The organism is Streptomyces sp. NPDC007901, assembly GCF_042959465.1.
Lineage (GTDB): Bacteria > Actinomycetota > Actinomycetes > Streptomycetales > Streptomycetaceae > Streptomyces.
In genome coordinates this window covers 538840-564998 of sequence record NZ_JBIBKW010000003.1, presented here as the reverse complement: position 1 = coordinate 564998, position 26159 = coordinate 538840, and the positions used below count along the sequence as shown (strand labels likewise).

Sequence of the window (26159 nt, the reverse complement as noted above, 5' to 3'; positions counted from 1 at the left end):
TTACTTGAGGCCGGCCTCGGTGCACGCCGTCTTGTAGGCGGCGGTGCAGATCTGCGAGATCTTGTAGATGCCGTCGGCGACGACGGTCTCCTTGATCTTGCTCTTGGTCACGGCGCTGACCTGCACCAGCCGGGCCGGGATGTCCTTGTTGGTGGGGCTGTCGACCTGGTCCTGGGCGAGCGCGTCGAACTGGATGTCCTTGCCCTGGACCTTGTAGACGGCCATCTGGGCGGCGGCCTCGGCCTCGTCCGGGTAGGGCTTGTAGACGGTCATGTACTGATCGCCGACAAGGATCCGCTGGATGGCGTCGAGGTCCGCGTCCTGGCCGGTGATCGGCGGCATGGTGGTCACGCCCGCCGCCTTGAGGGCCTTGACGACACCGCCGGCCATCGCGTCGTTGGCGGAGTAGACGGCGGCGATGTTGTCCTTGCCGATCAGGTCGATCGCCTTGGTGACCTCCTTCTCGGCGATGCCCGGGTCCCAGTCCTTGGTGTCGTACGAGTAGTGGTCGGTCGTCACCTTGCCGGCCAGCTCGGACATGGCGCCCGTCTTGAACTGCTTGGCGTTCGGGTCGGTCGGCGAGCCGTTGATCATGACGACCTTGTCGGAGGTGTCGACGTTCGAGCCGAGGCCTTCGAGGAGCGTGCGGGCCTGGACCTCTCCGACGAGCTCGTTGTCGAAGGAGACGTAGGAGTCGATGGGGCCCTCGGCGAGGCGGTCGTAGGCGATGACGGGGATGCCCGCGTCCTTGGCCTTCTTCACCTTGTCGGCGATGGCGTGCGCGTCGACGGAGTCCAGGACGATCACGTCGACCTTGTCGTCGATCATCTTCTGCATCTGGTCCGCCTGGGTGGAGGCGGAGGACGCGGCGTTCTGGTAGTCGACCTTGCCCTGGTCGTTGGTGAGCTCGGCGATCTTCGACTTCATGATCGGGTAGTCGAAGTTGGTGTACCGGGTGTTGATCTTGTCCGGCATCAGCACGCCCACCGTGATGTCGTTGCCCTTCTTCGGGCTCGCGGACGTCGACGATCCTGTCGCGTTGAGCACGCCGCAGCCGGCAAGCGAAAGGGTCATCGTGGACGCGGCCACAAACATGGCTATACGACGCATACGGGGGCTCACTTCAGGTGCGTTCCGGACGTGGGCTGCTTTGCGACCCAGATGTCTGAAAAGACAACGCGTACGCCACACCCGGCGTCAAGCGGAACTACTTAACGAGTGCGCAACACCACGCTCCGCTGCATCTGTGAAGGTAGAGCGGAATCGCCTACAAACACTCTTTACGGACCCTCCATCCAAAGGGAGTTCACGGGCAGGCAAAGATCAGTACAACCAAGTCGTTTCCTCATGAGTCGACATCGGCAACGGCCGTCCCCGCCGTGTCGATCCGATCAGAGGAACGAATGAACCCAGCCAGAAGCGCCTCGGCCGCAGCCGTGGTGCTCGCCACCGCCGGCACCCTGCTCGGCGGCGCCGTCGTGACCGCCTCGGCCGCGACCAGCTGCGCCTCGCCCGTCTTCAAGCGGCAGTTCTTCGCGAACACCACCTTCAAGGGCACCCCGAAGAAGACCGACTGCGACTCGGCGGTCGACCAGAGCTGGAGCGGCGCACCCGCCTCCGGACTGCCCAAGGACAACTTCGGGGTGCGCTGGAGCGTGACCCGCGACTTCGGCTCCGGCGGGCCCTTCGCCCTCGCCGCCTCCGGACTCGACGGGATCCGGGTGTACGTGGACGGCGTCCGCAAGGTCGACCTCTGGAAGAACACGACCAAGACGGTGGCCAAGTCCGTCAACGTGACCGTCCCGTCCGGCAAGCACACCCTGCGGATCGACTACGTCAACTGGACCGGCGCCGCCAAGGTCAAGTTCGCCTACACACCCCGCACTTCGGCCACCGTCGACAAGGTCAGGCCGCTCGCGCCGGCCGGGGTCTCCGCCGTCTACCAGCCCGACGGGGAGGGGTCGTACACCGAAGTCACCTGGGCGGCCAACAAGGAGATGGACCTCGCCGGTTACCGGCTCTACCGGCGGCTGAAGGGCTCCAGCAGCTGGACCGAGGTGGCCTCGACCACGGCCGGCACCCGCCAGGCCTGGGACCAGACGCCGCCGACCGGGCAGTCGTACTACTACGAGGTACGCGCCTACGACAAGGCGGGCAACCAGTCGGCGGGCTCCGACGACCAGCTCGTCGTGTCGCAGGACATGACCGCCCCCGCCGCCCCGGTCCTCACCGCCACCGCCGTCGAGGCCTCCAACGACCTCTCCTGGACGTCCCCCGCGGACGCCGCGACCTACAAGGTCTTCCGCAAGTCGGCGTCGGAGACCTCGTACACCGAGCTCACCGAGATCACCGGCACGAGCTACTCGGACACCAAGGCGTCCTACGGCCGGGCCTACGACTACAAGGTCAGCGCCCTCGACGCGGCCAGGAACGCCCGCGCCTCCAACGTGGTGCGCAGCACCCGGTCGATCCTGCCGCCGCAGAACGTGACGGCGACCGTGCCGAGCTACGGCGCGGTGTTCACCTGGACCGAGCCGGCGGGCGGCGACACCGCCGACTACGACGTCTACCGCTCCACGACCTCCCCGGTGGAGCTCACCTACGACAACCTCACCGACTGCCGCAGCCGCAAGAAGAGCACCGACGCGGCCGGCAACACGGTCCGCTCCTGCGTCGACTACGACGGCGACCAGGGCGCCACCTACCACTACGTGATGATCCGGCAGAACACCGCCGGCCGCTGGTCCACCGGCTCCGCCGACATGACCGTCACCCGGCCCGGCGACGAGGTCCCGCCGCCGCCCGTGACCCACCTGACGGCCGAGCCCCTGGAGTACGGCGTCAAGCTGGACTGGGACGACAGCACGGCGGCGGACATCGACCACTACGAGGTGTACGAGGACCTGGAGGGCTACGAGCCCTCGTACATCGAGTCCGTCCCCGCCGGCAGCTCCGAGTACGTCGTCGGCCCGGAGGTGGCGAACGGCGAGACGAAGAGCTACATCGTCGTCCCGGTCGACATCTACGGGAACTCCGGGTCGTACGAGGACAGTCAGGACATCCCGGAATGGGGCGGTCCCTACTCCCAGGTCACCGTCACCGAGCAGGACCTGACCCCGGCGGTGGTCCCCGAGGACACCGCGGACTGCTCGCTGACCACGTACTCGACCCTCGGCGACGAGGGCGGCATGTACATCGACTGCGCGGACTCGGTGGCCACGGGCGCCGCCGGGATCAACGTGTACCGCTGGGACCGTGCCACGGCCTCCTACGTCCGGGTGACGGACGTACCGCTGGCCCCTACCGCCACCCACTACACCGACACCACCGTGCCCCACGGCACGACCGTCTTCTACGTGCTCTCCGTCGTCGCTCCCGACGGCTCGGAGACCTTCAGCAACGTGGACGCCTGTGCGTCCCTGCCGAGCGGAGCCTGAGCCCCCGATGAAGACCACCCTGCAGGCGACGGCCGTGGTGCTGGCCACCACGGCCGGACTCCTCACCACCGTCGCCGTATCCACCGCCTCGGCGGCCACGACCTGTACCTCGCCCGTCTTCAAACGGCAGTTCTTCGCGAACACCACCTTCAAGGGCACCCCGAAGAAGACCGACTGCGACTCCACGATCAGCGAGTCCTGGAGCGGCGCCCCCGCCTCCGGACTGCCCAAGGACAACTTCGGCGTGCGCTGGAGCGTGACCCGCGACTTCGGCTCCGGCGGACCCTTCGCCCTCGCCGCCTCCGGACTCGACGGGATCCGCGTCTACCTCGACGGCGTCCGCAAGGTCGACCTCTGGAAGAACACGACCAAGACGGTGAGCAAGACCGTCAACGTGACCGTCCCGTCCGGCAAGCACACCCTGCGGATCGACTACGTCAACTGGACCGGCGCCGCCAAGGTCAAGTTCACCTACACACCCCGCACTTCGGCCGCCGTCGACAAGGTCAAGCCCCTCACCCCGCTGGATCCGCTGGTGTCCTACGACGGCAGCGCCAACACGACGAAGCTGAGCTGGACGAAGAACCGGGAGATGGACCTCGCCGGCTACCGGGTCTACCGGCGCCTGCGGGGCAGCACCAGTTGGACGAAGACGGGGACGACGACGGCGACGTCCCTGACCGACGCCCCGCCCGCGACCGGCGACCTCTACTACTACGAGGTCCGCGCCTACGACAAGGCCGGCAACGAGTCGACCGGCACCGCCGACGCCCTGGTCACCAGCACCGTCCTGCAGACACCCGCCGGGTTCACCGCGTCCGCCACCGACACGGGCGCCGAGCTGAGCTGGTCGGGGGTGCACGCCGCGGTGAAGTACCGGGTGGAGCGGACCGACTCCTACGGCGTCGTCACCAAGTCCTGGGACCTCGCCTACACGGTGACCCTCACCGACGACTCGCTCACCCGGGGCGAGACCGTCAAGTACCGGGTCGCCTCCGTGGACGGCTCGGGCCACCTGTCGCCGTTCACCGACCTCAAGGCGGTGACCCGCCCGCTGGCCCCACCCCGCGAACTCACCGCGACCGCGGGCATCGGCAGCGCGACCCTCCAGTGGACGATGAAGCCCGAGGACGCGCCGTACGGCGAGTTCCGCGTCTACCGCTCGACCACGCTGCCCGTGGACACCTCGACGGCGCAGTGGGTGACCTGTACGACCAGCTTCACCACCCTCGCCGACGGGTCCCGCCGGTACAGCTGCGGCGACTTCTCGGCCGAGGAGGGCACGACGTACCACTACGCGGTGGCGAACGTGCAGTGGCCCTACGTGTCCCCGCTCTCCAACACCGCGACCGTCACCACGCTGGAGTCGGACAAGCCGCCCGCCCAGGTGACCGGCCTGACCGCGACGGCCACCGAGTACGGCATCGAGCTGGACTGGGACGACAACACCGAGTCCGACCTGAAGCGGTACGTGGTCTACCGGGGCACGGTCCTCGGCGAGGACGACGCGGAGCAGGTCTGCTCCGCCGGTGAGTGGGCATGGCTGAACGCCGGCACCTCCCACTACCGGGACGTGCGGACGCCCGACGGCGACCACGCCTGCTACTGGGTGGACGCCATCGACGCCGCGGGCAACTCCAGCCGGTCGCTGGGGCCGGTGAGCGCGGTCGCCGTCGACGAGCTGGACCTGACCCCGTCGGTGGCGACCCCGGAGGGCGCCCCGCTGACCCTGACGGCGGACGCCCCGGACTCGGGCGGCGTCCACCTCGGGTGGAGCGCGGTCGACTCGGCGACCGGCTACCAGGTGTACCGCTGGGATCCGGCGACGGAGACGTACGTGAAGCTGGCGGCCACGACCGACCGCTCCTACGACGACACCACGGCCGCCCGCGGCACCACCCACTACTACTGGGTGACCGCGCTGTACGCCGACGGCACGGAGTCGGCACCCGGCGCGGACTGGGCGATCCTGGAGCCGTAGACACGAGAAGAGGCCCGGAGGTGTGACCTCCGGGCCCCTCGACGCGCGTACGGCTAGTCCTTGGCCTTCTTCGGCCGCCACACCACCAGCGCGCTGGTCTGCTGGACCTCCTGGTACGGGACCAGGTCGCGGCGGTAGGAGGCGTGGACGGCGGCCTCGCGCTGCTGCATGGCGGCCGCGGCGCCGTCGACCGCCGCCTGGAGTTCGGCGACGCGCTGCTGGAGCGCTATGACCTGGTTCTCCAGTTCGATGATGCGCTTGATGCCGGCCAGGTTGATGCCCTCGTCCTGCGACAACTGCTGCACCTGGCGGAGCAGTTCGATGTCGCGGGCCGAGTAGCGCCGGCCCCGCCCGGCCGTGCGGTCCGGGGAGACCAGGCCGAGGCGGTCGTACTGGCGCAGCGTCTGCGGGTGCAGTCCGGAGAGCTGGGCCGCCACCGAGATGACGTAGACCGGGGTCTCCTCGGTCAGTTCGTACGGGTTACGCCGACGGCCGTCCATCTCTGTCATGCTCCCTTCGCGGCCTCGAACAGCTCGGCCCGCGGGTCCTCACCCGCGGTCGCCTCGCGATACGCCTCCAGTGCGTCACGAGCATTCCCCGACAGGTCCTTCGGGACACTCACCTCGACGGTGACCAACAGGTCGCCGCGGGTGCCGTCCTTGCGGACCGCGCCCTTGCCACGGGCGCGCATGGTGCGGCCGTTGGGCGTGCCCGGGGGCAGCTTCAGGGTGACCGGCGGTCCGCCCAGGGTCGGGACCCTGACCTCGCCGCCGAGCGCCGCCTCGGTGAAGGTCACCGGGACGGTCACCGTGAGGTTGTCGTCCTTGCGGCCGAACACCGGGTGGGTGTCCACGTGCACCATGACGTACAGGTCGCCCGCGGGGCCGCCGCGTTCGCCCGGTGCGCCCTTGCCGCGCAGCCGGATGCGCTGGCCGTCCGTCACTCCGGCGGGGATGCGGACCTGCATGGTCCGGGACGACTTGGCGCGGCCGCTGCCCTTGCAGTCCGGGCAGGGGTTCTCCGCGATCAGGCCGCGGCCCTTGCAGTCCGGGCAGGGGTCGGTGAGCGAGAAGCCGCCTCCGGATCCTCGCGCCACCTGGCCGGTGCCGACGCAGGTCGGGCACACCCGGGGGGTGCCGTTCGCGTCGCCGGTGCCCGAACAGGCCTTGCAGGGGGCCTGCGAGGACATCCGCAGCGGGACCGTGGCGCCCTCGATGGCCTCCGTGAAGCTGAGCGTGACCTCGGACTCGATGTCCTGGCCGCGCCGGGGCTGAGTGCGGGAGCCCGCGCCGCCGCCCCGGTTGAACAGGCCCCCCAGGACGTCACTGAAGCCGCCGCCGCCCCCGCCGAAGCCGCCCCCGCCCTGGGCGTTGCCCCCGAAGAGGTCGCCCAGGTCGAAGTTGAAGTTGCCGCCGCCCGCGCCCGGCCCCGGGCGGAAGCCGCCGTTGCCGAAGAGGGCGCGGGCCTCGTCGTACTCCTTGCGCTTCTTGGGGTCGCCGAGTATGTCGTTGGCCTCGGAGATCTCCTTGAAGCGCTCCTCGGCCTTGGCGTTGCCCTTGTTGGCGTCCGGGTGGAACTCGCGCGCGAGCTTCCGGTACGCCTTCTTGATCTCGGCCTCGGTGGCGTCCTTGGGGACGCCGAGGACCTTGTAGTAGTCCTTCTCGATGAAGTCCTTGGTGCTCATCCCCGACGCCCCTCCTTCCGCTCGGTCCTTATTGCGTCAGCCCTCCTCAGGGCCGTTGTCCTTCTCGTCCCCGGTCGCGGGGGCCTCTTCGGTCCCCTCGGCCTTCACCGCCGTCGCGCCCGGCTGCGGTTCGGCGACCGCCACCCGCGCGGGGCGGATGGTGCGCTCGCCGATGCGATACCCCGGCTGCAGAATCGCCACGCACGTCGTCTCGGTGACGTCCGGCGCGTAGCTGTGCATCAGGGCCTCGTGGATCGTCGGGTCGAAGGGCTCGCCCTCCTTGCCGAACTGCTGCAGGCCCATCTTCGCGGCGACCGTCTCGAGGGACTCGGCCACCGACTTGAAACCGCCGACCAGTTCGCCGTGTTCCCGGGCGCGGCCGATGTCGTCGAGCACGGGCAGGAGTTCGGTCAGGAGGTTCGCGATGGCGATCTCCCGGACCGTGATCCGGTCGCGCTCCACGCGTCGGCGGTAGTTCTGGTACTCGGCCTGGAGGCGCTGGAGGTCCGTGGTGCGCTCGCCGAGCGCGGTGCGTACCTGGTCCAGCTGTGCGGTCAGACCGGCCAGCTGTGCGCTTGAGTCCCCGGCCGGGGCCGCCCCCTGGGAGGGAGCGGCCTTCGGCCCGGCGTCGTCGGGGGTGGCGCCGGAGGGGACGTCGGGCTTCTCCTCGAAGCCCGGGGTCTCCTCCGTCACGCGGCACCGTCCTTGCGCTCGTCGTCGACGATCTCGGCGTCCACCACGTCGTCGGCGGCGTCACCGGCGGGGGCACCGCCGGCCGCGGCACCGGAGGCCTGGGCGTCGGCGTACATGGCCTGGCCCAGCTTCTGGGAGACGGCCGCGACCTTCTCGGTGGCGGTGCGGATCTCGGCGGTGTCCTCGCCCTTGAGGGTCTCCTTGAGCTCCTCCAGGGAGGCCTCGACCTCGGTCTTGATCTCGCCGGGGACCTTGTCCTCGTTGTCCTTGAGGAACTTCTCCGTCTGGTAGACGAGCTGCTCGCCCTGGTTGCGGGTCTCGGCGGCCTCGCGGCGGCGGTGGTCCTCCTCCGCGTACTGCTCGGCCTCCTGGCGCATCCGGTCGACCTCGTCCTTCGGCAGCGAGGAGCCGCCGGTGACGGTCATCTTCTGCTCCTTGCCCGTGCCCAGGTCCTTGGCCGTGACGTGCATGATGCCGTTGGCGTCGATGTCGAAGGCGACCTCGATCTGCGGGACACCGCGCGGGGCCGGCGGCAGACCGGTCAGCTCGAACATGCCGAGCTTCTTGTTGTACGCCGCGATCTCGCGCTCGCCCTGGTAGACCTGGATCTGGACGGAGGGCTGGTTGTCCTCGGCGGTGGTGAAGATCTCGGACCGCTTGGTCGGGATCGTCGTGTTCCGCTCGATGAGCTTGGTCATGATGCCGCCCTTGGTCTCGATACCGAGGGACAGCGGGGTGACGTCGAGGAGCAGGACGTCCTTGACCTCGCCCTTGAGGACACCGGCCTGGAGCGCGGCGCCGATGGCGACGACCTCGTCCGGGTTGACGCCCTTGTTGGCGTCCTTGCCGCCGGTCAGCTCCTTGACGAGCTCGGCGACGGCGGGCATACGGGTGGAGCCGCCGACGAGGACGACGTGGTCGATCTCGCCGAGGTTGATGCCGGCGTCCTTGATGACGTTGTGGAACGGCGTCTTGCAGCGCTCCAGCAGGTCCGCGGTCAGCTGCTGGAACTGGGCGCGGGTGAGCTTCTCGTCGAGGTGCAGGGGGCCCTCGGCGGAGGCGGTGATGTACGGCAGGTTGATCGAGGTCTCCGTGGAGGACGACAGCTCGATCTTGGCCTTCTCGGCGGCCTCGCGGAGGCGCTGGAGGGCCATCTTGTCCTTGCCGAGGTCCACGCCGTGGCCGGCCGCGAACTGCTTGACCAGGTAGTCGACGACGCGCTGGTCCCAGTCGTCACCACCGAGGTGGTTGTCGCCGTTGGTGGCCTTCACCTCGACGACGCCGTCGCCGATCTCCAGGAGGGACACGTCGAAGGTGCCGCCACCGAGGTCGAAGACGAGGATCGTCTGGTCGTCCTTGTCGAGGCCGTACGCCAGCGCGGCGGCGGTCGGCTCGTTGACGATGCGCAGGACGTTCAGGCCCGCGATCTCACCGGCCTCCTTCGTCGCCTGGCGCTCGGAGTCGTTGAAGTAGGCCGGGACGGTGATGACCGCGTCGGTCACCTTCTCGCCCAGGTAGGCCTCGGCGTCCCGCTTGAGCTTCTGCAGGATGAACGCGGAGATCTGCTGGGGGTTGAAGTCCTTCCCGTCCAGCTGGATCTTCCAGTCGGTGCCCATGTGGCGCTTCACGGACCGGATGGTCCGGTCGACGTTGGTGACCGCCTGACGCTTGGCGACCTCGCCGACGAGGACTTCGCCGTTCTTCGCGAAGGCGACGACGGACGGCGTGGTCCGGGCACCCTCGGCGTTGGTGATGACGGTGGGCTCGCCGCCTTCAAGAACGCTGACGACGGAGTTAGTCGTGCCCAGGTCGATGCCGACCGCACGTGCCATGGTGATTTCCTCCAGCTGACTTGAGTGGAACGGACTCAAGTGTGCATCAAGCCTCGCGCTGGGTCAACAGACCTGAGTGGAGCCGACTCAAGTCTTATCCGTTCCTTACACGCAAGTGGCCGCTGACCTGCGAAGATTCCGGGTGCCGGGGTCCGTACACCGGCACCCGAAGGAGGAGGAGCACGAGACTGAAGGTGACGCAGGCGACGCAGGTGGCGGCGGTCCGCCCGATCCAGCCGCCGTGCACGAGCACCGCGACGAGCACCCCGGCGAAGGACGCGGCCCCGAGGAGGATCGTCGCGCCCGGCGAGGCGAGCCCCAGCCGGCGCAGCCGGTGCGCTAGGTGATCGGGCCCGCGCCGCAGCACCGGCCGCCCGGCGAGCAGCCGCGACAGGAGGACGAGGAGGACGTCGGCGCCCGCGACGGCGGTGAGCGCGAACAGCACGCCCGCGCTGGCGAGGGGGTCGTACCCGGTCCTGGTCAGCAGGGCGGCGGCGGCCAGCACGAACCCCGCGAACAGCGAGCCGGTGGCGCCGAGGGCGATCCGCGCGGGGTGCCAGTTGTGCATCAGGAAGCCGGTGAGCGCGGCGGCGAGCACGCTCAGCAGCACGGCGAGCCCGTCCATCATCTCCGCGGTGGCGCAGGCCCCGGTCCCGAAGGCGGTCACCACCCCCACGGTCCCGGCCAGCCCGTCCGCGTGGTCGAGCCCCTTGAAGGCGACGGCGACGAAGGCGATCCAGCCGACCCCGAGCACCCCGCCGGCGATCCCGAACTCCCCGTACGGCACCACACAGGCGGCCGCCACCGCCGTACCGAACAGCAGGAACCGGGTCTTCAGCCGCCACACGTCGGCGACCAGCCCGAGCAGCGCCACGACGCCCCCGGCGATCAGCAGCTCCCCGACCCCGGTGCCGAGCGGGGCGACCCCGGTCCACTCCCCGGCCCCCGCGACCAGACAGGTCGCCCCGACGACGGCGAGCCCGCCCAGCACCGGCACGGGCCGTGCCCGCCTGCGGTCGACCAGGCCCAGCCGCAGCGCGGCCGGCCGGATCGACGCGGCGAGGACGGCGGCGAGCAGCAGGGCGGTGGTGGCGGCGGCGATCCCGTAGAGCACAGGTCCAAATTAGACCTGAATGTAACAATTCCGTATGAATAACACGATCGGGTTGTGGGGCCGGCGCAGAGGCAAGCCTCAGCGATTCAGATCACTCCGCACCTGGCTACAGTGCGGGTAAAGATGCGGGTAGTCTCAGACGGACTGCATAAGTTACCGCTTAGTAATTTCGAGAGACCTCGCAGGCCCGAGGAGCCCCCATGCAACTCGCCGCGATCATCGTGTCGCTGGTTCTGATCGTGGTCGGCGTGGCGTTGTTCGCCCGCGCCGTCCTCCAGATCTACACCTTCCTGCGGCTCGGCCAGAACGTGCCCGCCGGGACCCGCACCGACGAGCCCGTCCAGCGGACGGTCACGGTGGTCCGGGAGTTCCTCGGGCACACCCGGATGAACCGCTGGGGCATCGTCGGCGTCGCGCACTGGTTCGTCGCGGTCGGCTTCTTCTCCCTGCTGCTGACGATCGTCAACGCCGTCGGCCAGCTCTTCCAGGCCGACTGGATCCTGCCGGTCATCGGTGACTGGGCGCCGTACAACGTCTTCGTCGAGTTCATCGGCACCATGACGGTCCTCGGCATCCTGGTGCTGATCGTCATCCGCCAGCTGAGCAAGCCGAACCGGCCGGGCCGCAAGTCCCGCTTCGCCGGCTCCAACTTCGGCCAGGCGTACTTCGTCGAGACGGTCATCCTGATCGTCGGCGTCTGCATCTTCACGCTGCACGCCCTGGAGGGCGCCCAGCACCACGTGGACTCCTACGAGGCGTCGTTCTTCATCTCGTACCCGGTGGTCTCCTGGTTCCGGGGCATGGACGTCTCCACGCTCCAGAACCTCACCTACTTCTTCGCCGGCCTGAAGATCGCGACCTCGTTCATCTGGATGATCGTGGTCGCCCTGAAGACCGACATGGGCGTCGCCTGGCACCGCTTCCTCGCCTTCCCGAACATCTGGTTCAAGCGGAACGCGAAGGGCGAGACCGCCCTCGGCGCGCTGCTCCCGATGACCTCCGGCGGCAAGCCGATCGACTTCACCGACCCCGGTGAGGACGACGTCTTCGGCGTCTCCCAGGTCGAGCAGTTCTCCTGGAAGGGCCTCCTCGACTTCTCCACCTGCACCGAGTGCGGCCGCTGCCAGTCGCAGTGCCCCGCCTGGAACACCGGCAAGCCGCTCTCCCCCAAGCTGCTGATCATGTCCCTGCGGGACAACGCGCACGCCAAGGCGCCCTACCTGCTCGCGGGCGGCGGCAAGAGTGCCGAGGGCGAGGAGAAGGGCTCCGAGGAGCAGCTGAAGAACGTCCCCGCCGCCGCTCTCGCGGAGGCCGAGCGGCCGCTGATCGGCACCGCCGAGGAGAACGGCGTCATCGACCCGGACGTGCTGTGGTCCTGCACCACCTGCGGCGCCTGCGTCGAGCAGTGCCCCGTCGACATCGAGCACGTCGACCACATCGTCGACATGCGCCGCTACCAGGTCATGATCGAGTCCGCGTTCCCGTCCGAGGCGGGCACGATGCTCAAGAACCTGGAGAAGAAGGGCAACCCCTGGGGCCTGGCGAAGAAGCAGCGCCTGGAGTGGCTCAAGGAGGTCGACTTCGAGGTCCCGGTCGTCGGCAAGGACATCGAGGACCTCACCGAGGTCGAGTACCTCTACTGGGTCGGCTGCGCCGGCTCCCTCGAGGACCGCGCCAAGAAGACCACGAAGGCCTTCGCCGAACTCCTGCACATCGCGGGCGTCAAGTTCGCGATCATGGGCGGCGACGAGAAGTGCACCGGCGACTCGGCGCGGAGGCTCGGCAACGAGCCGCTGTTCCAGGAGCTGGGCATGGAGAACGTGGCCGCGCTGAACATGGCGTTCGGTGAGGACGACGAGGACGAGTCGACGAAGAAGCCGAAGTCGGCCAAGAAGATCGTCGCGACCTGCCCGCACTGCCTCAACACCATCGGCAACGAGTACCCGCAGCTCGGCGGCGACTACGAGGTCATCCACCACACCCAGCTGCTCCAGCACCTGGTGGACGAGGGCAAGCTGGTCCCGGTCACCCCGGTCGAGGGCATCATCACCTACCACGACCCCTGCTACCTGGGCCGCCACAACAAGATCTACACGCCCCCGCGCGAGATCATCGCCAGCGTCCCGGGCCTGCGCAACGAGGAGATGCACCGCCACAAGGAGCGCGGCTTCTGCTGCGGCGCCGGTGGTGCCCGGATGTGGATGGAGGAGCGGATCGGCAAGCGCATCAACAACGAGCGTGTCGACGAGGCTCTCTCCGTCAACCCGGACATCGTCTCCACGGCCTGCCCGTTCTGCCTGGTCATGCTGACCGACTCCGTGAACGGCAAGAAGAACGACGGCAAGGCCAAGGAGTCCATCACCGTGGTGGACGTCGCCCAGCTGCTCCTCGACTCCGTCAAGACGCCGGTCGACCCGGCGGGCGAGGCGGAGCAGGAGAGCGCCCCGGAGCCGGAGCCGGTGAAGTAACCCGGTCCCCCGTTCGGACACGGAACGCCCCCCGGCCCTGTGCGGGCCGGGGGGCGTTCCGCTGTCCTACGGCGGTCGGACGGTCCCCCGTGCCGCCCGACCGGCCGCCGGCCCTACGAGCGGGGACGCTACCGGCCCGGTGGCCGCGCGGTCTTGGAAGAATGTGCACTCACCGAACCGGCCGGTGCTACTTCAGACCGATCGCCGCGCAGGCCGACGCGTACTTCGGGGTGCAGATGTCGGCGACCGTGTAGACGCCGTCGGCGATCACCGTGTCCTTGATGTTGTCCTTGGTGAGGGCGACCACCGGCACGAGCGTCGCGGGGATGTCCTTCTCGGTCGGGCTGTCGACCTTGTCCTGGGCGAGCGCGTCGTACTGGATGTCGCGGCCCTGCACCTTGTACACCGCCATCTGCGCGGCGTCGGTGGCCTCGTCCAGGAAGGACTTGTACACGGTCATGTACTGCTCGCCCGAGACCACCCGCTGCACCGCGTCCAGGTTGGCGTCCTGTCCGGTCACCGGCGGGATCCTGGTGGCGCCCGCCTTCTTCAGCGCGTCGATGACGGCGCCCGCCATACCGTCGTTGGCGGAGTAGACGGCGGCGATGTTGCCGAGGCCGACGGCCCGGATGGCCTTCTTCATGTTCGCTTCCGCGACGGCCGGGGACCACTTGTCGGTGTCGTACTGCTCGGCGATGCGCACCTTGTTCTCGAGTTCGCCGAGGGCGCCCTCCTTGAACCGCGCGGTGTTGGGGTCCGCGGGGTCGCCGTTCATCATGACGATCTCGCTGGAGGCCGCCTTGCTGCCGAGGGCCTCGACGATGGCGCGGCCCTGGACCTCGCCGACGAGTTCGTTGTCGTGGGAGACGTAGGCGTCGATGGGGCCCTGGGCGAGCCGGTCGTAGGCGATGACGGGGATGCCGGCGTCCTTCGCCTTGCGCACGTCCGGTGCGATGGCCGCGGAGTCGAGCGCGTCCACCACGATGATGTCGACCTTCCTGGCCACCATCTCCTGGAACTGCCTGCTCTGTGTGGCCTGGTCCGCCTCGGCGTTGGCGTAGTCGACCGTGCCCTTGCCGTGGGTGAGGGTGGCGACCTCCTTCTTGAAGATGGGGTAGTCGAACGCCTCGAAGCGGGCCGTGTCCTTGTCGGGCAGCAGCAGTCCCACGGTGATGTCGTCCCGGTTGTTCGGGGACGTGGAGCTGTCGCTTCCGGTGATGCCGTCGAGGGCACCGCACGCGGTGAGCGTGAGGGCCGACGCGGAAGCGGCCAGGGCTAGGGCGAAACGGGGCACATGAACCCCGCGGCGGGCAGGAGTGCTCACATCAGGCGCCTTCCGGGTGGGGGGAGCGTGGTACGCGACCGATGATGTGAGGGAAGCAAACGCGCAACGGGCTCGCTACGTCAAGACGTATGGACAAGAAGCCCGTTGAGACGTCTCCGGGACGCCGCGTCGGGGCTCAGGCGCCCACCGTCCCGTCGACGCCCTCGCGCAGCAGGTCGGCGTGGCCGTTGTGGCGGCCGTACTCCAGGAGCACGTGCAGCATCACCATCCGCAGCGACACCTCCTCCTCCCACCTCGGCTGGTATCCGGCCCGGTCCAGGGAGGCGGCCTCGCGTTCGATACGACGGGAGACGGCCACCTCGGCCTCCCAGGCGGCGAACGCCTCGGCCCGGGTGGACGTGCTCGCGTCGTACGCCGCCTGGAAGTCCCACTCGTCGGACCACACCAGGGGGATGTCCTGGTCCTCGAACACCCGGCGGAACCAGGTGCGTTCCACCTCGGCCAGGTGCCGCACCAGTCCGAGCAGCGAGAGGGTGGACGGCGGCATGGACCGCTGCCGCAGCTCCTCGTCGGTGAGCCCGGCGCACTTCATGGCGAGGGTCTCGCGGTGGTAGTCCAGGAAGGCCCGCAGCATGTCGCGTTCGCTGCCGAAGTGGGGCGGTCCCGTGCGGTGGTCGCTGGTCACTGGCCGTGCTCCTGATCGGTTGGCGTCCGGGCAAGCAGCAAGTATCCAGGCAGGCGGGCGCCGGGAGCGCTCGGGGACCGGTCCGCCCGCCAAGTACCGTGTCGGGTGCGCGAGTTCACGGGTGGGATGTCGCCGGCGCGGCGGGATCCGGACGGGAACGCGACGGGAGGTGAACGGGGTCGGGGGCCGAAAACCTGGCCGCGACACACGTCTGCAGAAGGAGGATGCCGTGAGGCACCCGGAGGACAGCCCGGCCGACGAGTCGGTCCTGAACCGCATCAACCAGGAACTCACCCGAGTGGGCGGCGGGGAGCCCCGGGGAACGGGGGAGCCGTCGGAGGGCACCGAGTTCCTGATCACCACGGTCACCGAGAGCGGTATGCACCAGGTCGTCGACGTGGCCGCGCGGCGGCTCGGCAGCTCGGAGCCGTCCGAGGCGACCCCGGACGAACAGGTGGAACTCCGGTCGGTGGTGCGGGCCCTGCTCGACCTGGCCGGACACAGCGCGGGGCCGGTGCGCACCTCGCTGGTGCTGCTCGCGGAGGGCCCGCGGGTGGTGGCGTGCAGCGGGCTCGTGCCCACCCCGCCGAGCGGCGGCCGAACGGCCGGGTGAGCCGTTCCCTCGCAGGTCACCGGCCCCGGTATCGGCGGGGGAACGGTCCGGGAACGGCCGCCAGCAGCATCGGTGATGTCGAGAGCAGGACATCACAAGGGGGAACAAGACGATGCGTACCAAGCTGGCCGGACTGTTCGGGATGGTCGCGATGACGCTGGCGCTCGGACTGGGCGTGGCGGCCGGGCAGCACCCGGCGACCGACCACTCCGCCGGGCACCAGGTGATCGCCGAGAACCAGGGCCCGACCGTCGTCACCCCGACGTCCGGAAGCTGACCGCTCAGCGGCTCCGGCCGATCTCGGGCACGCCCATCGCGTCGAAGAGTCCGGCCGCCGCACCGGCGTGCTGCTCGGCCGCCGCGGTGTCGCCGAGGGCCTCGCAGGCCCGGGCCAGGCCGACCAGGGCGTGCGCCTCCTCGATCCGGTAGCCGATGCCGGCGGCGGTCTTCAGGGCACTCTCGTGCAGCCCCAGCGCCCTGGCCGGATCGCCCTGCCGGGTGCACAGCCGGCCGAGGATGTTCTCGGTCTTCACCTGCCGGATCGGCACCACGCTCGACCGGACCAGTTCCAGGGCGTTCTCCGCGAGACGCGCGGCCTCCGCCGGGTTGCCCAGCCGGTGCTGGACGTCGGCGGACAGCGCGAGCAGGACGCCGACGTTGCCGGGGTCGTGGGTCTGGTCGCTGATGCGCCGGGCCCGCTCCAGGCACTGCTGGGCCTCGGTGTACTTCTCCAGGCCCAGCAGGGCGAGGGCGAGGTCGGTCACGGACACGATCTCGTTCTCGCGGCTGCCGAGCTGCCGGTCGAGTTCCACGGCCCGCCGGGCCGCCTCCACCGCCTCCGGGTACCGGCCCCACTGCTCGTACAGGGTGCTGAGGATGGTGAGGCTCTCGGCCTCCGAGCGCACGTTCCGCAGCTCCCGGCCGAGATCCACGGCCCGCACCAGGTGCGGCAGGGCCTCGTCGAAGCGGCCGAGCACGCTGTTGAGCAGGCCGAGGGTGGACTCCGAGTGCGCCTCGGTGTCCCGGTCGCTCAGCTCGGTCGCCACTGCCAGGGCCTCCCGGGCCACTTCGACGCCTTCCTCGAAGCGGCCCAGTTTCCAGCAGGCCACTCCCAGGTTCGACAGGCTCACGGCGAGCAGCACCAGGTCGCCGAGGCGGCGGGCCGCGTCGACCGCACTGCGGCTCAGGTCGCGGAACTCGCTGATGTGGCCGCGGGCGTTGAGGTAGAAGACCAGGTTGCGGGTCAGCCACACCGCGTGCCGGTCGTAGCCCTGCGCCTGGGCCAGCGCGACCGCGCCGCTCAGCGCGGTGTGCTCCCGGGTGAACCAGGTGAGGGCCCGCTGGGCGTCGCCCAGGTCCGGCAGCTCGGCCCGGGTGGCCGGCAGACCGGTGGCGCGGCGCCGGCGGCCGGGGAAGAGGAGTTCGCAGGCCTGCTCGGCGGCCGTCAGGTAGTAGTCGAGCAGCCGCCCGACCGCGTCCTGGTCCTCCTCTTCGGTGGCCGGTCCGCGCAGGCTGAGCGCGAAGCTGCGCACCAGGTCGTGGAAGGCGTACACGCCCACGTCCGGCTGCTGGACCAGGTGCACGTCGAGCAGGTGCTCCAGGATGTCCTCGGCGTCCCGGGTGTCCGTGCCGAGGAGCGCCGCGGCCGAGTGGACGTCGATGTCGGAGCCGGGGTGCAGCGCCAGCAGCCGGAAGGCGCTGCGGGCGTCGGCCGCCATCGTCTGGTACGACAGACGCAGGGTGGCCGCCACGCTCCGCTCGCCCAGGCTCAGTTCGTCGAGCCGCCGGGTCTCGTCGCGCAGCCGGTCCACCAGGTAACCGACCGTCCAGCGCGGCCGGTTGCGCAGCCGGGCGGTGGCCAGCCGCAGGGCGAGCGGCAGATGGCCGCAGAGCGTGGCCAGTTCGGCCGACGCCTCGGGTTCCGCCGCGACCCGCTCGGCGCCGAGCGTCGTCGACACCAGACCCACGCTGTCGTCGCTGGACATCACGCCGAGCGAGGTCCAGTCCGCCCCGTCGAGGTCCAGCAGCCGGCTGCGGCTGGTCACCAGGACCAGGCAGCCCGGGGCCGGCGGCATGAGGAGGCGGACCTCGGCGGTGTCGGCCGCGTTGTCGAGCAGCAGGAGCAGCCGGCGGCCCAGCAGCGCGGCCCGCCAGGCGGCGGTGCGGCCCTCCAGGTCGTCGGGGATCTGGTCGCCGGGGACGCCGAGCGCCCGCAGCAGGGTGGCGAGCGCGGTCGCCGAGGTGACCGGCTGCTCGCCCGGGGTGTAGCCGCGCAGGTTGATGTACAGCTGGCCGTCGGGGTAGGCCTCGGCCAGCCGGTGGGCGACGCGGACGGCGAGCGCCGTCTTGCCGCAGCCGCCCATGCCGTCGATGGCGACGATCCCGGGCGCCCGGCCGCCGGAGCGCTGGGCGCAGTCGAGCAGTTCGCGCTGTTCCCGGTCGCGCCCGGAGAAGTCGGCCAGGTCGTAGGGGAGGGTGCAGGGCGCCTGCGCGGACACCGGGACGGGCGTCGGTGCCGGGGCCTCGGGCGGTACGGGGGCGGCCAGTTCGGGGCTCTCGCGGAGGATCCCCTCGTAGACCTGGGTGAGTTGCCGGCCGGGATCGATGCCCAGCTCCTCCACCAGCAGGTCCCGGACCCGGGCGTACTCCTCCAGTGCCTCGGCCTGCCTGCCGGAACGATACAGCGCGAGCATCAGCTGGCGGCGGAGGTTCTCCCGCAGCGGGTATCTCGCCGTCAGGTCGCGCAGGTCGGCGACGAGTTCGGCGGCCTGGCCGAGGCCGAGGCACAGCTCGAAGAGCCGCTCGGCGGCGCCGACCCGCCGCTCGTCCAGGGCGGCGGCGGCCGCGGAGATCACCGGTCCCGCGACATCGGGGAGGACGGGTCCGCGCCACAGCTCCAGGGCCGTGCGCAGCGCCTCGATCGCCGCGGCCGGATCGCCCTGGTCGGCCGCGCCCCTGGCCCGCAGGACCAGGTCGGTGAACTCGGTGAGGTCGAGCTGGTCGTCGGCGAGGGCGACGCGGTAGCCGGGGCCGTCGGTGAGGACGACCTGGCTGCCGTCGGGTATGCGGCGGCGCAGGTCGGCGACCGCCTTGCGGACCTGGTGGGAGGCGGTGGCCGGCGGCTCCTCCTCCCAGGCCGCCTCGACCAACCGGGAGACGGGAACGAGCCTGCCCGGCTCAAGCAGCAGGGTGGCGAGCACCCGTTCCTGGACCATCCCGCCGAGCCGGAGTCGAGTGTCTCCCGACCACACCTCCAGCGGTCCGAGCACGTTGAAACGCAGCCGGTTTTCGGCGTGTTGTCCCAGCAAGCCTCTTCCCCCCGTTTTCGTCCTCCCGGACCGCGCCGAGGCACAGGCGGTGGCCGTCCGGCCGGCTCTCCGACGGACCGGGCGGCACGCGGTACGGCTCGTGCGCCCCCCGCGCCGGATGCCCGACGGCACCGTCCGCGCCCTGCGCCCGCGTGGGCGCGACGAACCGGCAGGGGTAGGCCGCCACACCGCACACGGCGTCGAGTCCGCCGCTTTGCACGTCCATGGCCGCCATCGGCTCCCCCCACCCCCGTGCCCGCCTGGTCGCCCGGCGGAGCACAAATCCACGGAAGCATAACGCCTGGCGCGGCGAAGACCCCCTGTCCCGGCGCGCCGAAAAAACCCTGTGCCCGGGCCCGCCGAGGGCCGCCCGCACGGCCGCGGGACCGGCCGGTACCGCACGGGGAAGGGATCGGGAACGGCTGGTCGGACCCTGCGGAGGCAGGCAGGAGAGGGCGCAGGCGCCCGGCGAACCCGAGGCGCGCCGCCCCCGACCATCCCAAGGAGCATGAGCGTGGGCAGACCGGAGAAACCACTGGCGCAGGACGCCGGACCGGCCACCGCCTTCGCCCTGGAGCTGCGCCGGCTCCGGGCCGCGGCGGGCTCCCCCAGTTACCGGGAGCTGGCGAGGCGGGCACTGTTCTCGGCCTCGGTGCTCTCGGACGCGGCGGCCGGCTACCGGCTGCCCACCCTGCAGGTGGCCCTCGCGTTCGCCGAGGCCTGCGGCGGGGACCGGGCGGCCTGGGAGCGGCGCTGGCGGGCGGCGGCGGGCAGCGCGGGCGACGAACCGGCACCGGCCGCCGCCAAGACGGCACACCAGGCACCGGAACCACGGCTGCGGGCCGCCGCCGTACGGGCCCTGCTGCCCGTGCCGGCCCAGCTGCCGACGGAACCGCGGCCGCTGGCCGGCCGGTCCCGCGAGCTGGCCGCGGCCCGCGCGCTGACGGCACCGGCCGACGGCCCCGTGCCGCCGCTGGTCATCCACGGCCAGACCGGGGCCGGCAAGTCCGCGCTCGCCCTGCGGCTGGCCCGTGAGCTGGCCGCGGACCTGCCCGACGGACAGCTGTACGTCGGCCTGGGCACGGCCGCCGACGGCCGCAAGGACGCGGCGGGCATCGCGGGCGGATTACTGCAGTCCCTCGGCATCCCGGCCGAGCACATCCCGAACGACCCGGCCCAGCGCATCGGCCTGTACCGCTCGGTGCTGGCCGAACGGCGGGTGCTGGTCGTGCTCGACGGCACCCTCCAGGAGCGCCAGGTGCGCGACCTGCTGGTGGCCGGGGAGCACAGCAGGATCGTGATCACCGCGCGGTCCCGGCTGCTCGGCCTGGACGGGGTACGGCGCCTCGCGCTGCCCGTCCTGGACCGGGACGAGTCGATGGAACTGCTCGCGGGGGTGCTGGGCGCCGAGCGGCTGCGGGGCGCCCCGCGGGCCGGGCTGCGGCTCGCGGAGGCCTGCGGCGACCTGCCGCTCGCCCTCACCCTCGCCGGCCGTCGGCTGGCCGCGCGTCCGGAGGCCCTGCTCACCGAGGCGGTCGCCGAACTCGTCCGCGCGGACGGCCTGTCCGGACGGCTGCGGGTGGGCGACGAGAGTCTCGTCGAGCGGTACGAGGACGCCTACCGCCGTCTCACCCCCCGGGCCCGGCTGGTGCTGCACCGGTTCGCGACGGCCGGGGCGACACCGTCCGTGGACGGGGTGACCCGCGCGTCGGCCACGGCGCTTGCGCGGGTGATCGAACCGATGCAGGAGCCGGCGCACGGACCGGCAGTCGGACCGGCGGAGGAATGGGGGGCGGAGCCGGTGGAGGAGCCGGTGGAGGACCTCCTCGAAGCCGTCGTCGACAGCGGGCTGCTGGAGCGCACCGACGTGCCCGGCCAGTACGGACTGCCTCCGCTGGTACGGCAGTTCGCACGCGCCCGGCCGGTCCCCGCGGCGGACGCCCGGGACCCCGGGCGGCACCGCCCGCCGGACGTCCCGGCCCCCCAGCGGCACCGCCCGCCCGACGAGCGCCCCGGGCTCCCCCGGCACGACCGACCGTTCCCCGCCCTGAGACAGGAGACCTCAGCATGACCGCTCCCACCCCCCTCGACGCCCTCGCCGAGGAGGCCGTCGGCGTGATCGCCGCCGAGGACCCGCTGGAGGACGCCCTCGAAGGCTGCCCGGAGACGCTCGGGCGGCTGGCCGACCCCTCCTGGCAGGCACAGTCGGAGCTGGCCGCGCGGGCGGAGCTGCTCGCCGCCCGGGCCGCCGCAGCCCCGGTCGCGGACGCCGTCGAGGAGGTGACCCGGGCGGTGGTGGTGCAGCAGGCCCGGGCCGTCGCCGACCGGCTGGGGACCCGGCTGGTCGAGCACACCGTCGCCGACTACCAGACCTCCCCGCTCGGCCGGCTGCTCGGCTCCCTGCCCGCGGTGCGCCCGGTGGGCGAGGAGCAGGAACGCGGTCACCTGGAGCGGCTGGCGGCGGTCCCCGGCTACCTGGCGAAGGCGGCCGAACGGCACCGCGAGGGGCTGCGGGCGGGACGGCTGCCCGTCGCCGAGCGGGTCCGTACGGCGACGGACCGGCTGGACGCCTACCTCGCCGACCCGGCGGGGGACCCGCTGCGCGCGGTGCCCCTGAGCCCACGTCACCACGCCGAGCGGGACCGGCTGATCGACGAACGGGTGCGCCCGGCGTTCGCCGCCTACCGGGAGGCGCTGCACACGGACCTCGCCCCCCACGGGCGGCCCCCGGAGCGCCCGGGGCTGTGCCATCTGCCCGACGGCGAGGAGCACTACGCCACCCTGGCCCGCGTCCACACCACCACCGACCGCTCCCCCAAGGAACTCCACGACACCGGGGTGGAGCTGCTCGCCCACCTGGAGGCGGAGTACGGGCCGGCCGGGGCCCAGGCCTTCGGCGGGGCGCCGAGCGCGGGCGAGATACGGGACCGGCTGCGCACGGACGTCCGGTTGCGGTGGAGCGGCGCCCCGGAGCTGCTCGCGGCCGCCCGGACCGCGATCGGCCGGGCCGAGCTGGCCGCGCACCGGCGGTTCGGACGGCTGCCCGCCGCGCCCTGCGCGCTGGACGGCGCCGAGGCACCGGGCGCGCCCCTGGCCTGGTACATGCCGGCCGCCCTGGACGGTTCCCGGCCGGGGACGTACCACGCCAACACCGCGCGGGCGACGGAGCGTTCCCGGGTGCTGGCCGAGGCCACCGCCTTCCACGAGGCCGTGCCCGGCCACCACGTCCAGCTCTCCCTGGCCCAGGAGCTGACCGGGCTGCCCCGGCTGCGCCGGGTCGCCTGGATCAACGCCTACATCGAGGGCTGGGGGCTGTACGCGGAACGGCTCGCCGACGAGATGGGGCTGTACTCGGGTCCGGTGGCCCGGCTGGGCATGCTGGCGATGGACTCGCTGCGGGCCGCCCGACTGGTCGTCGACACCGGGCTGCACCACTTCGGCTGGAGCCGGGACCAGGCGGTGGCGTACCTGCGCGAGCACACCGTACTGGCCGAGGCCGAGGTGCAGAACGAGACCGACCGCTACATCGAGTGGCCCGGCCAGGCGCTGTCGTACATGACGGGCCGGCTGGAGATCCAGCGGCTGCGCACCCGCGCGGCCCGGCGGCTGGGTCCGGCCTTCGACATCCGGGCCTTCCACGACCTGGTGCTCGGCAGCGGCGCGCTGCCGCTGGACGTCCTGGACCAGGTGGTCGAGCGCTGGACGGCGACGACCGGCTGAAGGGCCACGCGGAGGCGGGGGCCGGTGGGGCTGCCACCGGCCCCCGTCGCCGTGCTCAGGCGTGGAAGAGGCCGTCCACCTGGAAGAAGTCCAGCGATCCGGCCAGTTCCTCGTAGGTGCCGGAGCCGAGGAGTTCCAGCGTGGCGCGGCGGGCCGCCGTGTACGCGGCCTGGGTGATCGCGGTGCCGACGCTGATCCTGCGCACCCCTGCCTTGGCCAGCTCGGCCACGCCGGGCCCGCCGGGACCGGCCATGACGTTCACCGGCAGCGGGGAGCGGGCGGCGAGTTCGCCGAGGACGGCCAGGTCGAGCAGGCCGGGCACGAAGATGCCGTCGGCGCCGGCGTCCGCGTACACGGCGGTCCGGGCCAGCACGTCGTCGAGCCGGCCGGACTCCTCGCCGATGCCGAACAGGTACACGTCGGTGCGGACGTTGAGCAGCAACTCGGGCAGCCCGGCGGCGGCAGCGGCGGTGCGCGCCGCCGCGATCCGCGCCGCCTGCTCCTCGGGCGTGAACAGCGGGCCGCCGGGGGCCTTGGAGTCCTCCAGGTTGACGCCCACCGCTCCGGCGGCGACCACCGCGGTGACCGTCTTCGCCACCTCCTCGGGGGCCGCGCCGTAGCCGGCCTCGATGTCCACGGTCACCGGGACGTCGACGGCCGCGACGATCCGCGCGGCGGCGGCGATCATCTCGTCCCGGCCGGCCTGCTCGCCGTCGCCCCGGCCGAGCGACCAGGCGACACCGCCGCTGGTGGTGCCGATCGCGAGGGCGCCCGCCGCGGCGATCACGGCGGCGCTGCCCGCGTCCCAGGCGTTGGGCAGCACGAGGACGGAGTCGCCGCCGAGCGCCCGCAGCCGCTCGGCCTTGTCCCTGGTGCTCTGGTCAACTGTCATGGTTTCTCGGTGCCTTTCACTGGGGTCACAGCTCGCTGCTGCGGTACGGACGACGATCGCGACGGATCGTCACACGCGGGTTCTGGGCGGGGGTGAAATTCGGACGACCCTGCCGTACGGTCAGTCGGCCGTACGGCGGGTGATGGTCACGTACAGGTGTTCGTCGAGGACCTTCGGAAGGGTGACGGCGGGCCGGCCGAGGTCGGCGGCGAGCGCGTCGGCGCCCAGCCCGCTCTCGGCGAGGGCGGCCCGGGCCCAGGCCCGGCCGGTGCGCAGATGGCGGGCGAACGCGGCCCCGTCCCGGGCGCCGTACAGCTCGGTGGCGATGGCCGCGTCCCACGGCATGACGGTGTGCGGGCGCAGCGCGTACAGCGCCTTCGCGGCGGCCGTCGGGCCGAGGGAGCGGGGGCGGGCCGGGGACCCGGCCGGGAGCCCGGCGAGGTCCTCGTACGCGGCGGCCAGCGCGTCGGTCTCGGCGTCGGTGAGGTCGGCGAGCGGAGTGCCGGGCAGCGGGTGCCCGGCCGCCCAGGCTGCCAGCGTCTCCCCGAGCGGGTACGGCTCGCCCTCGGGCGGATAAGGCAGCCTGCAGCCCCAGGAGTTGAGCCAGCGGTGCAGGGCGGTGCGGTGGGCGGGGTCGGTCAGGTCGAGGGCGGGGGCGGTCAGCCGGCGCAGCTCCAGCCAGCTGCGGTCGACGCCCCGGTAGCCGGCGAACACCTCCGCGGAGAGCCGCAGTCGGGCGAGCGGCGGAGCCGGGGGCAGGGGCGTCCCGGGGGCGGGGTCGGGGCCGAGGTGCTCGCGGGCCACCTTGGCGGGCACGCACATCCGCCACGCCTCGGTGACCAGTTCGGCGAGTTCGGCCGGGCCCAGCGCGGCGAGGGTCGCCTGGGCCCAGTTGTAGCGCAGGTCGGAGGTCCGGGGCAGCGAGAACTTCGCCGGTTCCGAGGCCACCAGGGCCGCGCGCTCCTCCTTGGGGAACGCGAAGCCCAGCGTGGTCTCGTCACGCGACAACGCGAGGTAGACGATCCGGCCGATCCGGAACTTCACCCGGTCCCGGATCAGGTGCTCCTCGGTGCGCGGCAGCGCGACCGCCAGACGCCGCACGTCCTCGACGGTGGCCATGTCTTCCCTCCTGTGGTGCGCGAACTGTGGTACGCGAGCGGTGCGCGAACCTACTCCGGCCGGCCCGGCACGGGGCGGACCTTCACCTGGATCGTGTCCAGGGCCCGGGCGGCGACGGCCGCCGCCTCGGCCCCGGTGGCCGCCTCGGTGACGACCGAGCCGATCCGGTCCCAGGAACTGCGCAGCTCCCGCACCTCGGCCCCCGGCTCCGCGCTCACCGTGCACGCCTCGACGCCGGGCAGCGCACGCGCCTCCTCGACACCCGAGACGGACTCCACGACCCCGGCCCCGGTGTGCAGGAAGCGGATCGCGGCGGCCCCGGGCGCCTTCTCGGGCAGCGGGGCGGGCAGCGGTTCGCCCTTCATCAGCGTCCAGAAGGCACGCACCAGGTCGACACGGTACGCGCGGTCCATCAGGTCCACGATGCCGTCGCCCGGGAACCGGCCGGCGCACTCCACCAGGAAGGGGCGGCCGTCCTCGACGATCCACTCGCAGTGCGCGATCCCGGTGCCGAACCCGACGGCGGCCAGCAGCCGTTCGGTCTCCGCGCGCAGCAGCGCGTCAAGTTCGGCCGGGATGTCGGCGGGCACCAAGTGGCCCAGCTCGACCGGACGGCCGCCCGGGTAGAGGTCCTTGCCGGTGACGTTGGCGAACACCGGACGGCCCCGCTCGACGAGCAGCTCCACGCTGTACTCGCGGCCCCGCACGCACCGCTCCACGAGCATGCGCAGCTCGATGCCCCGGTCGGGGACCATCACGCCCTCGTCCATGGCGGTGGTCTCCGCCCAGGCCTCGTCGATCTCGTCGGCGGAGCCGAGGATGCGGGTGCCGAGGGCGGCCTGGCGGTTGGCCGGCTTCAGGACGGCCGGGCCGGGGTGCTCCGCCATGAACGCGCGGACCTCGTCCGGGCCGGTGACCTCGACGGACTCCGGGTTGAGGATGCCGGCGGCCCGGCTGACCCGGCGCAGCACGGCCTTGTCCCGCAGGATCCGCAGCGCCCCGTGGCCGCCGGTGGGCAGGCCGTAGCGCTCGGCGAGGCGGGCCGCGAACGGGGTGGCGTACTCCTGGAGCGGGGCGATCGCGGCCGGGTCGAGGTCGGGGTGGGCGTTGTAGAAGGCGTCGGCCGCGCCTTCGAGCTGGTACTCCCAGGCGATCAGCTCCCGTACCACGGGCGCCTCCTCGGCCTTCGGCGCGAGCTCGCGCTTGCGGATCACGTCGGGTTCGTCGACGACGATCACCGAGCCCTCGGGCTGGAACTGGGCGAGGGAGGTCACCGCCACGGGCACGAAGCCCACCATGACGACGGGGCGTTCGGTCATGTCCTTGCT

At 71.7% G+C, this 26159-nt stretch carries 19 protein-coding genes; 7 read left to right on the top strand and 12 right to left on the bottom strand.

The features are described from left to right. Complete coding sequence (locus ACFZDK_RS12845; protein WP_390972037.1) at positions 1 to 1110, bottom strand: substrate-binding domain-containing protein; 1110 nt, start codon at positions 1108 to 1110, stop codon at positions 1 to 3. A 293-nt stretch (positions 1111 to 1403) separates the two neighbouring features. On the opposite strand from ACFZDK_RS12845, the gene ACFZDK_RS12840 reads away from it, so the two are divergent. Together ACFZDK_RS12840 and ACFZDK_RS12835 are read left to right on the top strand one after the other, a co-directional pair. Next, positions 1404 to 3437 (top strand): PA14 domain-containing protein, encoded by a 2034-nt coding sequence (locus ACFZDK_RS12840; RefSeq protein ID WP_390972036.1) that lies wholly within the window; start codon positions 1404 to 1406, stop codon positions 3435 to 3437. Between the two features lie 7 nt (positions 3438 to 3444). Then, on the top strand, positions 3445 to 5418 hold the full coding sequence (locus ACFZDK_RS12835) for a PA14 domain-containing protein (protein WP_390972035.1): 1974 nt from the start codon (positions 3445 to 3447) through the stop codon (positions 5416 to 5418). Positions 5419 to 5471: 53 nt separating this feature from the next. On the opposite strand, the gene ACFZDK_RS12830 is transcribed toward ACFZDK_RS12835, so the two are convergent. The 5 genes from ACFZDK_RS12830 to ACFZDK_RS12810 all read right to left on the bottom strand — a co-directional run bounded on the left by ACFZDK_RS12830 (position 5472) and on the right by ACFZDK_RS12810 (position 10741). Further along, entirely contained in the window at positions 5472 to 5918 is a 447-nt protein-coding gene (locus ACFZDK_RS12830) for a heat shock protein transcriptional repressor HspR (protein ID WP_390972515.1), read from the bottom strand. A 5-nt stretch (positions 5919 to 5923) separates the two neighbouring features. After that, entirely contained in the window at positions 5924 to 7102 is a 1179-nt protein-coding gene (dnaJ, locus tag ACFZDK_RS12825) for a molecular chaperone DnaJ (protein ID WP_390972034.1), read from the bottom strand. A gap of 36 nt (positions 7103 to 7138) precedes the next feature. Then, positions 7139 to 7795, bottom strand: coding sequence for a nucleotide exchange factor GrpE (grpE, locus tag ACFZDK_RS12820; protein WP_390972033.1), 657 nt, complete (start codon positions 7793 to 7795; stop codon positions 7139 to 7141). Continuing rightward, positions 7792 to 9627 (bottom strand): molecular chaperone DnaK, encoded by a 1836-nt coding sequence (gene dnaK, locus ACFZDK_RS12815; protein WP_359206418.1) that lies wholly within the window; start codon positions 9625 to 9627, stop codon positions 7792 to 7794. Before dnaK ends, grpE begins: the two co-directional genes overlap by 4 nt. Before the next feature lie 94 nt (positions 9628 to 9721). After that, positions 9722 to 10741: an MraY family glycosyltransferase gene (locus tag ACFZDK_RS12810; RefSeq protein ID WP_390972032.1), complete on the bottom strand. Its 1020-nt coding sequence runs from the start codon at positions 10739 to 10741 to the stop codon at positions 9722 to 9724. Between the two features lie 200 nt (positions 10742 to 10941). Between ACFZDK_RS12810 and ACFZDK_RS12805 the strand changes: the two genes are divergently transcribed. Next, the gene (locus ACFZDK_RS12805; RefSeq protein ID WP_390972031.1) at positions 10942 to 13209 is read left to right on the top strand and encodes a heterodisulfide reductase-related iron-sulfur binding cluster; all 2268 of its coding nucleotides are present in this window, start codon (positions 10942 to 10944) and stop codon (positions 13207 to 13209) included. Positions 13210 to 13396: 187 nt separating this feature from the next. Here the strand turns inward: ACFZDK_RS12805 and ACFZDK_RS12800 are convergent, their stop codons facing one another. Both ACFZDK_RS12800 and ACFZDK_RS12795 read right to left on the bottom strand, forming a co-directional pair. Beyond that, the gene (locus tag ACFZDK_RS12800; RefSeq protein WP_390972030.1) at positions 13397 to 14533 is read right to left on the bottom strand and encodes a substrate-binding domain-containing protein; all 1137 of its coding nucleotides are present in this window, start codon (positions 14531 to 14533) and stop codon (positions 13397 to 13399) included. 136 nt (positions 14534 to 14669) lie between these two features. Beyond that, positions 14670 to 15179 (bottom strand): DUF664 domain-containing protein, encoded by a 510-nt coding sequence (locus ACFZDK_RS12795; protein ID WP_390972029.1) that lies wholly within the window; start codon positions 15177 to 15179, stop codon positions 14670 to 14672. Between the two features lie 229 nt (positions 15180 to 15408). On the opposite strand from ACFZDK_RS12795, the gene ACFZDK_RS12790 reads away from it, so the two are divergent. Both ACFZDK_RS12790 and ACFZDK_RS12785 read left to right on the top strand, forming a co-directional pair. Further along, on the top strand, positions 15409 to 15792 hold the full coding sequence (locus ACFZDK_RS12790) for a hypothetical protein (protein ID WP_390972028.1): 384 nt from the start codon (positions 15409 to 15411) through the stop codon (positions 15790 to 15792). A 112-nt stretch (positions 15793 to 15904) separates the two neighbouring features. Beyond that, positions 15905 to 16069: a hypothetical protein gene (locus tag ACFZDK_RS12785; RefSeq protein ID WP_390972027.1), complete on the top strand. Its 165-nt coding sequence runs from the start codon at positions 15905 to 15907 to the stop codon at positions 16067 to 16069. A gap of 4 nt (positions 16070 to 16073) precedes the next feature. Here ACFZDK_RS12785 and ACFZDK_RS12780 read toward each other — a convergent pair whose 3' ends face one another. Continuing rightward, positions 16074 to 19100 (bottom strand): BTAD domain-containing putative transcriptional regulator, encoded by a 3027-nt coding sequence (locus ACFZDK_RS12780; RefSeq protein ID WP_390972026.1) that lies wholly within the window; start codon positions 19098 to 19100, stop codon positions 16074 to 16076. Between the two features lie 514 nt (positions 19101 to 19614). On the opposite strand from ACFZDK_RS12780, the gene ACFZDK_RS12775 reads away from it, so the two are divergent. Further along, positions 19615 to 21171, top strand: a complete 1557-nt coding sequence (locus tag ACFZDK_RS12775) for an NB-ARC domain-containing protein (protein ID WP_390972025.1) — start codon at positions 19615 to 19617, stop codon at positions 21169 to 21171. Next, positions 21168 to 22820, top strand: coding sequence for a DUF885 family protein (locus ACFZDK_RS12770; protein ID WP_390972024.1), 1653 nt, complete (start codon positions 21168 to 21170; stop codon positions 22818 to 22820). The genes ACFZDK_RS12775 and ACFZDK_RS12770 overlap by 4 nt, the downstream gene beginning before the upstream one ends. A 55-nt stretch (positions 22821 to 22875) precedes the next feature. Here ACFZDK_RS12770 and ACFZDK_RS12765 read toward each other — a convergent pair whose 3' ends face one another. The 3 genes from ACFZDK_RS12765 to ACFZDK_RS12755 all read right to left on the bottom strand — a co-directional run bounded on the left by ACFZDK_RS12765 (position 22876) and on the right by ACFZDK_RS12755 (position 26150). After that, the gene (locus ACFZDK_RS12765; RefSeq protein WP_390972023.1) at positions 22876 to 23712 is read right to left on the bottom strand and encodes an isocitrate lyase/phosphoenolpyruvate mutase family protein; all 837 of its coding nucleotides are present in this window, start codon (positions 23710 to 23712) and stop codon (positions 22876 to 22878) included. A gap of 120 nt (positions 23713 to 23832) precedes the next feature. Then, the gene (locus tag ACFZDK_RS12760; RefSeq protein ID WP_390972022.1) at positions 23833 to 24831 is read right to left on the bottom strand and encodes an MmcQ/YjbR family DNA-binding protein; all 999 of its coding nucleotides are present in this window, start codon (positions 24829 to 24831) and stop codon (positions 23833 to 23835) included. A gap of 50 nt (positions 24832 to 24881) precedes the next feature. Next, positions 24882 to 26150 carry an ATP-grasp domain-containing protein gene (locus tag ACFZDK_RS12755; protein WP_390972021.1) on the bottom strand — a complete coding sequence of 423 codons (1269 nt, stop codon included), beginning with the start codon at positions 26148 to 26150 and terminating at the stop codon, positions 24882 to 24884. Positions 26151 to 26159: the final 9 nt, after the last annotated feature.

What these genes read in the sequence shown, in the direction of transcription:
- ACFZDK_RS12845 (WP_390972037.1), bottom strand. Translation starts at nt 1,110, where the DNA reads ATGCGTCGTATAGCCATGTTTGTGGCCGCGTCCACGATGACCCTTTCG.
- ACFZDK_RS12840 (WP_390972036.1), top strand. Translation starts at nt 1,404, where the DNA reads ATGAACCCAGCCAGAAGCGCCTCGGCCGCAGCCGTGGTGCTCGCCACC.
- ACFZDK_RS12835 (WP_390972035.1), top strand. Translation starts at nt 3,445, where the DNA reads ATGAAGACCACCCTGCAGGCGACGGCCGTGGTGCTGGCCACCACGGCC.
- ACFZDK_RS12830 (WP_390972515.1), bottom strand. Translation starts at nt 5,918, where the DNA reads ATGGACGGCCGTCGGCGTAACCCGTACGAACTGACCGAGGAGACCCCG.
- dnaJ (WP_390972034.1), bottom strand. Translation starts at nt 7,102, where the DNA reads ATGAGCACCAAGGACTTCATCGAGAAGGACTACTACAAGGTCCTCGGC.
- dnaK (WP_359206418.1), bottom strand. Translation starts at nt 9,627, where the DNA reads ATGGCACGTGCGGTCGGCATCGACCTGGGCACGACTAACTCCGTCGTC.
- ACFZDK_RS12805 (WP_390972031.1), top strand. Translation starts at nt 10,942, where the DNA reads ATGCAACTCGCCGCGATCATCGTGTCGCTGGTTCTGATCGTGGTCGGC.
- ACFZDK_RS12785 (WP_390972027.1), top strand. Translation starts at nt 15,905, where the DNA reads ATGCGTACCAAGCTGGCCGGACTGTTCGGGATGGTCGCGATGACGCTG.
- ACFZDK_RS12770 (WP_390972024.1), top strand. Translation starts at nt 21,168, where the DNA reads ATGACCGCTCCCACCCCCCTCGACGCCCTCGCCGAGGAGGCCGTCGGC.
- ACFZDK_RS12765 (WP_390972023.1), bottom strand. Translation starts at nt 23,712, where the DNA reads ATGACAGTTGACCAGAGCACCAGGGACAAGGCCGAGCGGCTGCGGGCG.
- ACFZDK_RS12760 (WP_390972022.1), bottom strand. Translation starts at nt 24,831, where the DNA reads ATGGCCACCGTCGAGGACGTGCGGCGTCTGGCGGTCGCGCTGCCGCGC.
- ACFZDK_RS12755 (WP_390972021.1), bottom strand. Translation starts at nt 26,150, where the DNA reads ATGACCGAACGCCCCGTCGTCATGGTGGGCTTCGTGCCCGTGGCGGTG.